The following is an 8,658-nucleotide window of genomic DNA, read 5'->3' on the forward strand; positions in this document are numbered from 1 at the left end:
TTTGGCCGTGTTCCTTTTTTTATGGCCTTTGATCGCGTTATTGCCAAATGACAGGTCTGATCGCAAATAAATGCTAAGAACCTCTATACGGACAGGCTAAAATGCGCGCCCGGCTAACCGCTGATCCTTTTCCAACGCGCCCCACAAGGTTCGCTACGTGATCGAGTTTCAAGACGTCCATAAAACCTACCGAGTCGCCGGTAGGGATATCCCCGCCCTGCATCCGACCAGTCTGACGATTGAGAACGGTCAGGTCTTCGGCCTGATTGGCCATTCCGGTGCGGGAAAAAGTACCTTGCTGCGCCTGATCAATCGCCTGGAAGACTCCACTGGCGGCAAGATCATCGTCGACGGCGAGGAAGTCACCGCCCTGGACGCCAGCGGCCTGCGCCGCTTCCGCCAGCAAGTCGGGATGATTTTCCAGCACTTCAACCTGCTGGCGTCCAAGACCGTGGCCGACAACGTGGCGCTGCCACTGACGCTGGCCGGCGAATTGTCCCGCAGCGAAATCGACCAGCGCGTCGCCGAGTTGCTGGCGCGGGTTGGCCTGTCCGACCACGCCAGGAAATACCCGGCGCAACTGTCCGGCGGCCAGAAGCAGCGCGTCGGCATCGCCCGCGCCCTGGCGACCAAACCCAAGATTTTGCTGTGCGACGAGGCCACCAGCGCCCTCGACCCGCAGACCACCGCCTCGGTGCTGCAACTGCTGGCGGAAATCAACCGCGAGCTGAAACTGACCATCGTGCTGATTACCCATGAAATGGACGTGATCCGCCGGGTTTGCGATCAAGTGGCGGTGATGGATGCCGGCGTGATCGTCGAGCAAGGCCCGGTGGCCGAGGTGTTCCTGCACCCCAAGCACCCGACCACCAAGCGTTTTGTCCAGGAAGACGAGCAGATCGACGAAAGCGAACAGCGTGACGACTTCGCCCACGTGCCCGGGCGCATCGTGCGTCTGACGTTCCAGGGCGACGCGACCTACGCGCCATTGCTCGGCACCGTCGCCCGGGAAACCGGCGTGGACTACAGCATCCTGGCCGGTCGTATCGACCGCATCAAAGACACCCCCTACGGGCAACTGACCCTCGCCATCACCGGCGGTGACATGGAGGCGGCGTTCGCCCGCTTCACCGCGGCCGATGTCCACATGGAGGTGCTGCGCTAATGGAACTGTTGAGTTCGTTCTTCTCCAACATCGACTGGCTGGAAATCTGGCTGGCCACCGGCGACACCTTCCTGATGCTGTTCGGTTCGCTGCTGTTCACCGTGCTGCTCGGCCTGCCCCTGGGTGTGTTGCTGTTCCTCTGCAGCCCACGTCAGTTGCTTGAGGCCCGCGGTGTGTACGCGCTGCTGTCGCTGATCGTGAACATCCTGCGTTCGCTGCCGTTCATCATCCTGTTGATCGTGATGATCCCGTTCACGGTATTGATCACCGGCACCTCCCTGGGCGTGGCCGGCGCGATCCCACCACTGGTGGTCGGCGCCACACCGTTCTTCGCCCGCCTGGTGGAAACCGCCCTGCGCGAAGTCGACCGCGGCATCATCGAAGCGACCCAGGCCATGGGCGCCACCACGCGGCAGATCATCGTCAATGCCTTGCTGCCGGAAGCCCGTCCAGGCATTTTTGCCGCGATTACGGTGACAGCGATTACGCTGGTGTCCTACACGGCCATGGCCGGTGTGGTCGGCGCCGGTGGTTTGGGCGACCTGGCGATCCGCTTCGGCTACCAGCGTTTCCAGACCGACGTCATGGTGGTCACGGTGGTGTTGCTGCTGGTGCTGGTCCAAGTCCTGCAAACCGTGGGCGACAAACTGGTTGTACATTTTTCTAGAAAATAAGGCCTCGCGGCCAATAAACCATGAGCCGGCCATTCGCTGGCAGGCGCCAAGAGCAGGCGCCTCAAAAGGAGTTAGCTGAATGAAAAAACTACTGGTTGCCTTCGCTGCCGCCGCAGCGTTTTCCGCCCACGCCGCCGACACCCTGACCGTCGCCGCAACGCCGGTCCCGCACGCGGAAATCCTCGAATTCGTCAAACCAGCCCTGGCCAAAGAAGGCGTCGATCTGAAGGTCAAAGTCTTCACCGACTACATCCAGCCGAACGTACAAGTTGCGGAAAAGCGCCTGGACGCCAACTTCTTCCAGCACCAGCCGTACCTGGATGAATTCAACAAGGCCAAGGGCACCCACCTGGTGAGCGTGGCCGGTGTGCACCTGGAACCCCTGGGCGCGTACTCCAGCAAGTACAAGGCACTGACAGAACTGCCGGGCGGCGCCAACGTGGTGATCCCGAACGACGCCACCAACGGCGGCCGTGCGCTGTTGCTGCTGGCGAAGGCTGGGGTGATCAAGTTGAAAGATTCGAACAACATCCTGTCGACGACCAAGGACATCACCGAGAACCCGAAGGATTTGAAGTTCCGTGAGCTGGAAGCGGCGACTATTCCGCGGGTGCTCACCCAGGTGGATCTGGCGTTGATCAATACCAACTATGCGTTGGAGGCGAAGCTTGACCCTTCCAAGGATGCACTGGTTATCGAAGGTAACGACTCGCCTTATGTGAACATCCTGGTGGCTCGTGAGGATGACAAGGACAGTGAGGCGATGAAGAAGCTGGTTGCGGCGCTGCACACGCCGGAAGTGAAGGCTTTTATTCTTGAGAAGTACAAAGGCGCGGTTTTGCCGGCGTTTTGAGCTGATTAGGTGGTGAAAAAACGGGGCTGCGTGGGAATGCAGGCCCGTTTTTTTTGCTTGGAAATATGCGGCGTTACGGAAAGGCCCTCAAGATCATGGGCATCCATCACCGTGATTGACATAGCGATTGTTCCGCAATAATGATTGTCCCAACGCATGAGGGTGTGACTCTCGTGCCTACCTTCCGAGGCCCGCTTGAGAGAAATCTCTGCGGGCTTTCGTGTTCCTATGACAAGGAATCCGGTCGCTATGGCGCATTACGTCGCGTACCTGGACAAATTCGGGCACCTCGGCCAGTACGTCTCACGCCTCCATCCAAGGTACAAAACCCATCCCGCTTTCGGGTTTGCTGGCCCGATCCTGCCGGCTACCGAAGTCCGCAAGTTCGCAATCTACTAATGCCCCTCATGATTTTTGTTCCCTTAAAACGAGCAAAAATAAAGCACACCCAACATAGGATGCCGGGTGTGCTTTTTGAGAGGACGTTTACCTGCTAACGCGGATCAACGTTATCCAACACCCGATTCGCCAGCAATGAACTCAATTCGATCAATTGCTGTATACCGAGAGCAATATGACGGCGAGGGCCTTCCAGGTCGAAAGCCAGGTTGCTGACCATCGCGTCGGCTGCCGCCAAGGTTTCGCTGAGGTTCGCGAGGAGGGATTCGTTGTCGGCGTTTTTTGCGACGGTGAAGAGCTGGCCCGGTTGGGACGCATCTTCGGATTTTTCCGGTTTTGGTAGCAGGTAGTGATCCAAGACGCGTTTGGTGGCTTCGTCGTGCTTTTTGGCTTTGGATTTGATGTGCGGTGGGGCTTGGTCCGTTTCCGGAGGGTTTGGAGTTATTTTGAACATAAGCTGGAATCCTCGAGTTAGGCCGCGACCTCTTCCCTACTAAAAGAAGGGTGGCGGCTGTACGCAGGTTAGTAGACCGGGGATTCCAGCATTGCCGGCGCGCCGAAGCGCCCTGCGCACAGCCACCATCAAGGACAGGAATTGGAACACCTGCCTGAGTGGAGAGCTCATGCATCTTGCGGAAAACCTCGGGCTACTAAACCCGACCACTGATGGGCAGTGGCAGGGAAACGATAGAACCCGGGGGCAAGGCGCACAAGCGGGCGGATTCTGGCGTAGTTGTAGGCAAAGGCGCAAGGTTGGGTGGCCTGGTGGAATGGTTGGGGTTGGAGGATAAACGGGCGGCGTTTATTACCTGTAGTTCGGGGATAGAGGGGTGCTTGCGAATGGGCGGAGTGGCTGGCGGGGTTGGTCTGTAGGAATGTGTTTGGCTGGTTTGGGGCTGCTACGCAGCCCAGCGGGAGCAAGCTCCCTCGCCACGGGGATTGGGGCGTAGAGGAAGTGGGGGCAGTCGCATCGGCGGGAGCGATGCAGCCTTTTTCAGCAATCACTTGCTCCCACATCCCTATCAGCATTTGCCCCTTGTTCGGGCCGAATGAACCATAGGATCTGCTTCATTGTTCTACAACCCCCATGATAAATTCCCCGCCGCGACCTCTAATCAATAGAGGGCATTCAGGGAGAGAAGTAAGTGATCAAGTCTTTGTTGGTTGGGGCATTGTTGGCAATGGCATCAGCATCGGCATCTGCGATGAGTTGCGATAATCCTAGAAACGCCTATGACAGGACCTATTGCGCGTCGCTGAAAATGGTTCAGTCGGATCAGGAAATCAACGAGCAGTACAAGAAGACCATGAGTGCCCTGAACCCGGATCAAAAGAAAAAAGTGAAAGCTGCTCAGATCCAGTGGATCAAAAATCGTGACAGCGCCTGTTCCAACGATGGCCTGCTCTACCTGGACTGTGCCAATGAGAAGACCGAGGCGCGTATCGTCATACTCAAGGCTGTCGAGCGCGAGTGCCGTGCTGCCGGTTGCGACGACGCCAAGCTGTCGCAAGTCGAGTAACCCGTAGACAACGTCGGGCTTGCAGTCGTATCCCACGAAAAACCCGACGTAAAGCGTCGGGTTTTTCTTTGGTGGGTTCACCTGCTATCGCGGCTCAACTCGCCCTTGCTCCTTCTTTCATGCCTGACGCAGGCTGGTCATGATCAGTGCTACGCAGCACCGCGCTCGACCATGGCACGCCATGCCTGGACGCTGGAGCGTTCCTCCATCCTGGCATGCCATGCTCGAAGCGCCACGCACTCTTCAGGCACGGCGAGTTGCACCAACGAGGCGAAGATCATGCCGCCCAGTACCGCAATGTCGGCCATCGAAAACTTGTCGCCCGCCACAAAGGGCCGGTCTTTGAGAAGGTTGTCGAAATAGTGCATGCCCCTGATCGCCTTATCGCGCATCCGGGCGCCCCACTCGGCATTCTGGTACAGCTCGACATCGGGGCCGAGGCCCGGCGTGGCATGGTGAAAGTACGCGCTGACGGCATCGAGAAACTCGATCTCGGCACGTTTGGTCATCATATGGATGATGCCTTTCTCAACAGCCGTTTGGCCCGTCAACGTCGGATGACCGTCCAGGCTATCCAGGTACTGGGTGATCGCCGTGCACTCGGCGATCCGCGTCCCATCGTTCAGCTCCAGCACGGGCAGTGTCCCGGAGTAATTGATGGCCAGGAACTCGGGTTGCTTGTGCTCGCCGTTCCAGAGATTCACCGGTACGAATTCGATGTTGGGCAGCAATCCTTTTTCCGCCAGCGCAATGCGGACGCGGGCGGGGTAGGGGCCGTTGAACCAATCGTAGATTTTCATCGTAGGAACAGTGGAAACGTCAACGCGCTGCTGTGAAGAAGTCATGATTCAATCACCTGCCTGTCAATTGGTAGGCAAAGATTGAGCCGACACTCAGGTGCTGTCAATCCCCTACCTGTCAATTGGCAGGTAAACGGCTCCGGGCGTAGAATCGCGGTTACCTAAGTGAATAGAAATCTCGAAATGAGGCTGCAACGTGAACGAAAATGCTCGAGAAGCCATCTTGGCGGCAGCGAAATCCGCTGCCCAACTGCACGGTTACAGCGGTATCAATTTCCGTAGCATTGCCGACCAGGTGGGTATCAAGAACGCCAGCATTTACTACCACTTTCCGAGCAAGGCAGGCCTGGCTGCGGCGGTCGCTGAGCGCTACTGGCAGGACGCGTTGCGAGTGCTTGAAGGGATACGCGCTGCCAATGTCGATCCAAAGAAGTGCCTGCAGCTGTACGCATCCATTTTTCGAAAGTCGCTTGAGGACGGCAACAGGCTTTGTCTGTCCAGCTTCATGGCAGCCGAATACGAAGACCTTCCCGATGAAGTATCGCGAGAGATCAGGGCTTTTGCGGACGTTAACGTGGCGTGGCTCGCCCAGGTACTGGCAGATGCTGGAACAGGTAGCGCAGAAGAATGTGAACGCCGAGCGCGGGCCATTTATACCGCTGTTGCGGGTGCTCAGTTAATTGCGCGGACTCGAGCGGATGTCGGTCTGTTCGATGATTTGATACTGAGCTACCGGGAAGCGGGGTTGATTCCGGCCTGATTGCTCGTTTCTTAGGCTGATGACACGGTTGGTCTGTTGGAATGCTTGGGGCTGCTTTGCAGCCCAGCGGGAGCAAGCTCCCTCGCCACGGGGGGTGTTCCTGCATAGCGTTTGGGGATAAATCCCCTAGTCACAGTAATTCAGTTGTTTACGGTAATAGCAGGGTGCCACAATCGTTTTTTTGTTGCGTCATAACCAGGTGGTCCAAATGTATGGCCCAAGATTGCGCAATGGCCAGGATTTTGTAATAGCCGAGCAGGTGCGCACCGACCGATTGCAGCAGCTGTTTCGCCAATCCGTTTCTGCGGTTTTTGGTAGTTACCTCGCGGCCATCATGCTGAGTTGGCTGTGTTGGGATCGTTTTGAGCACGGCGCTATTTTTTGGTGGATGGCCATTCTGACCGCATCGACGCTGTTGCGTATCGCGATGTTCGTTGCCTATTTCCGCAGCGACGAAAGTCAGCGCACGCCTCGACATTGGGAGCGCAAATACTGGGTCACACTGGTGCTATCCGCCAGTATCTGGGGCGGCGGGGCGTTCGTTCTCATGCCGGCGGACGATCTGTTGTCACAGGCGTTGGTCATGCTCTTTACAGTCGGCATGTCCGTCAGTGCGGTGTCCTGCTACTCGGCCTATCGCGATATGACACTGGTCTCCATTGGCGTGGTGCTGTTGCCGTGCACGATCTGGCTGCTGTTTCAACCGTCCCCGATTCAACTCGGCATGGCCCTTTCGATTCTGGTGTTCGCGGCATTTGCGGCCCGCGCCACGCACAAAATGTCCCAGGCACTGGAGATCGCCTTTCGACTCACCCGTGAAATGGAACAGGCGAACAGCATTTCAACCCGCGCCGCTCAAACCGATGAACTGACCGGCCTGAAGAGTCGAAGGGCGTTTTTCGAGCATGCCCAGCAGCTTTACGACGAATGTAAGGCCAAGCGGCAAGGATTGTGCGCGGTCATGTTGGACATGGATCACTTCAAGCACATCAACGACACCTACGGCCACCAGGTCGGCGATCAGGTTTTGCGCCAGATGGGGGCGGTCATCAGTTCGTCATTTCGGGCAACGGATATCCACGGTAGGCTCGGGGGCGAAGAGTTCGCCATTCTGCTCCCGAACACTTCCATTGAGGTTGCCACCCAGATTGCAGAACGGCTCATCGATACGATTGCGGGCTTGATGGTCGAGCCTGTCCTCTGCATATCAGCCAGCCTCGGCGTCGCGTCGACGGAGGCCTGTAATAAGGATCTTCACAGCTTGATGAACGATGCGGATAAAGCCCTGTATCGGGCGAAGGCGTTGGGGCGTAATCGGGTGGCTGTTGCTTAGTCGGGTTGGATTTGCCCAGCGCGAAACCAAAAAACCGCCAATTCGGCGGTTTTTTTACTTTTCCCTGATCCCGCGTTTGATCGTGCCGGCGCTGCGTGGGTATGCATCCCGTGACGCTCTGCGTCACTTTCCAAAAGCGGAACGCGGAGCGTCCCTGGCGGCGTTCCCACGCAGAGCGTGGGAGCGATCGAAACCCATCATTCTGCTTATGAATTTCCCTCTCTTTGAAGGCCTGCAATTGCGCTGGCCCTGCTGATCCCCTAGCAACCTCCTTCCCGTGGCTCACCTCCCAGCTCACCCGGGCTGGCGACATTGCAAAACCAAAAAATAAATTCCCTTTTAGATCAATTTGTTAACTCAAAATCGATAAATTTATCAAAATTTATCTTGCGCACTAACTATTAACCCGTTAAGTTTATCTCAACTGGTTAGCGCACAAACATTTAGCGCAAACAATTTCGATCCACCCATCAGCAATAGAGGAAACACCATGAACGTTCTCTACACCGCAGTCGCAACCTCCACCGGTGGCCGTGATGGCCGTGCTGTTTCCAGCGACAAGATTCTCGACGTGAAACTGGCCACTCCAAAAGCCTTGGGCGGCGCTGGTGGTGAAGCCACCAACCCTGAGCAGTTGTTCGCTGCCGGCTACTCCGCCTGCTTCATTGGCGCATTGAAGTTTGTCGCCAGCCAAAGCAAACGCAGCATTCCTGCTGATGCATCGATCACGGCACATGTCGGCATCGGCCAGATCCCTGGCGGTTTCGGCCTGGACATCGACCTGCACATCAACCTGCCAGGTCTGGATCAAGCCGATGCTCAAGCGCTGGTCGACGCGGCTCACCAGGTTTGCCCGTACTCCAACGCGACACGCGGCAACGTCGATGTCCGTTTGCACGTCACCGTCTAACTCACTAACTCACTTTATCTACGAATAAAAAGGATCAGGACATGAACACTCTCGGCAAAACTCTCGTTGGCTCGCTTCTGGCACTGTCGCTCGGCAATGCGTTCGCGACTTCTTCTGTTCAACCTATGTTCGCTGAGGGTGGTTCGGATCGCCTGATCGAAAAACGCGTAGCCGAAGGCGGCTCGGATCGACTGATCGAAAACCGTGTAGCCGAAGGTGGCTCGGATCGACTGATCGAAAACCG

Annotated in this window: 10 protein-coding genes; 8 read left to right on the forward strand and 2 right to left on the reverse strand. The window is 57.0% G+C overall.

What is annotated here, in order from left to right; genetic code table 11:
- Nucleotides 1-157: 157 nt before the first annotated feature.
- From BM300_RS21765 to BM300_RS21775, 3 genes are all read left to right on the forward strand, one after another.
- Entirely contained in the window at nucleotides 158-1,165 is a 1,008-nt protein-coding gene (locus BM300_RS21765; RefSeq protein ID WP_063323627.1) for a methionine ABC transporter ATP-binding protein, read from the forward strand.
- A complete protein-coding gene (locus BM300_RS21770) occupies nucleotides 1,165-1,839 on the forward strand; it encodes a methionine ABC transporter permease (RefSeq protein ID WP_003196204.1) in 675 nt (224 codons plus the stop codon). The genes BM300_RS21765 and BM300_RS21770 overlap by 1 nt, the downstream gene beginning before the upstream one ends.
- 79 nt (nucleotides 1,840-1,918) lie before the next feature.
- Nucleotides 1,919-2,692, forward strand: coding sequence for a MetQ/NlpA family ABC transporter substrate-binding protein (locus BM300_RS21775; protein ID WP_072407698.1), 774 nt, complete (start codon nucleotides 1,919-1,921; stop codon nucleotides 2,690-2,692).
- Nucleotides 2,693-3,185: 493 nt separating this feature from the next.
- Here the strand turns inward: BM300_RS21775 and BM300_RS21780 are convergent, their stop codons facing one another.
- Nucleotides 3,186-3,545 carry a DUF6124 family protein gene (locus BM300_RS21780; protein ID WP_072343771.1) on the reverse strand — a complete coding sequence of 120 codons (360 nt, stop codon included), beginning with the start codon at nucleotides 3,543-3,545 and terminating at the stop codon, nucleotides 3,186-3,188.
- 691 nt (nucleotides 3,546-4,236) lie between these two features.
- Here BM300_RS21780 and BM300_RS21785 point away from each other — a divergent pair.
- A complete protein-coding gene (locus tag BM300_RS21785; RefSeq protein WP_092148941.1) occupies nucleotides 4,237-4,611 on the forward strand; it encodes a lysozyme inhibitor LprI family protein in 375 nt (124 codons plus the stop codon).
- Between the two features lie 149 nt (nucleotides 4,612-4,760).
- Here the strand turns inward: BM300_RS21785 and BM300_RS21790 are convergent, their stop codons facing one another.
- Complete coding sequence (locus BM300_RS21790) at nucleotides 4,761-5,456, reverse strand: glutathione S-transferase (RefSeq protein WP_092148944.1); 696 nt, start codon at nucleotides 5,454-5,456, stop codon at nucleotides 4,761-4,763.
- 151 nt (nucleotides 5,457-5,607) lie between these two features.
- Here BM300_RS21790 and BM300_RS21795 point away from each other — a divergent pair, with 151 nt between their 5' ends.
- From BM300_RS21795 to BM300_RS21810, 4 genes are all read left to right on the forward strand, one after another.
- The gene (locus tag BM300_RS21795; protein WP_092148947.1) at nucleotides 5,608-6,171 is read left to right on the forward strand and encodes a TetR/AcrR family transcriptional regulator; all 564 of its coding nucleotides are present in this window, start codon (nucleotides 5,608-5,610) and stop codon (nucleotides 6,169-6,171) included.
- A 208-nt stretch (nucleotides 6,172-6,379) separates the two neighbouring features.
- The gene (locus BM300_RS21800; protein ID WP_092463970.1) at nucleotides 6,380-7,504 is read left to right on the forward strand and encodes a GGDEF domain-containing protein; all 1,125 of its coding nucleotides are present in this window, start codon (nucleotides 6,380-6,382) and stop codon (nucleotides 7,502-7,504) included.
- A gap of 490 nt (nucleotides 7,505-7,994) precedes the next feature.
- Nucleotides 7,995-8,414 carry an organic hydroperoxide resistance protein gene (locus BM300_RS21805; RefSeq protein ID WP_003196182.1) on the forward strand — a complete coding sequence of 140 codons (420 nt, stop codon included), beginning with the start codon at nucleotides 7,995-7,997 and terminating at the stop codon, nucleotides 8,412-8,414.
- Nucleotides 8,415-8,455: 41 nt separating this feature from the next.
- Nucleotides 8,456-8,658: hypothetical protein (locus BM300_RS21810; protein ID WP_092148953.1), on the forward strand; the 203-nt coding region annotated here is incomplete at its 3' end.

The sequence above is a fragment of the Pseudomonas sp. NFACC46-3 genome, from assembly GCF_900114515.1.
GTDB classification, from domain to species: domain Bacteria; phylum Pseudomonadota; class Gammaproteobacteria; order Pseudomonadales; family Pseudomonadaceae; genus Aquipseudomonas; species Aquipseudomonas fluorescens_Q.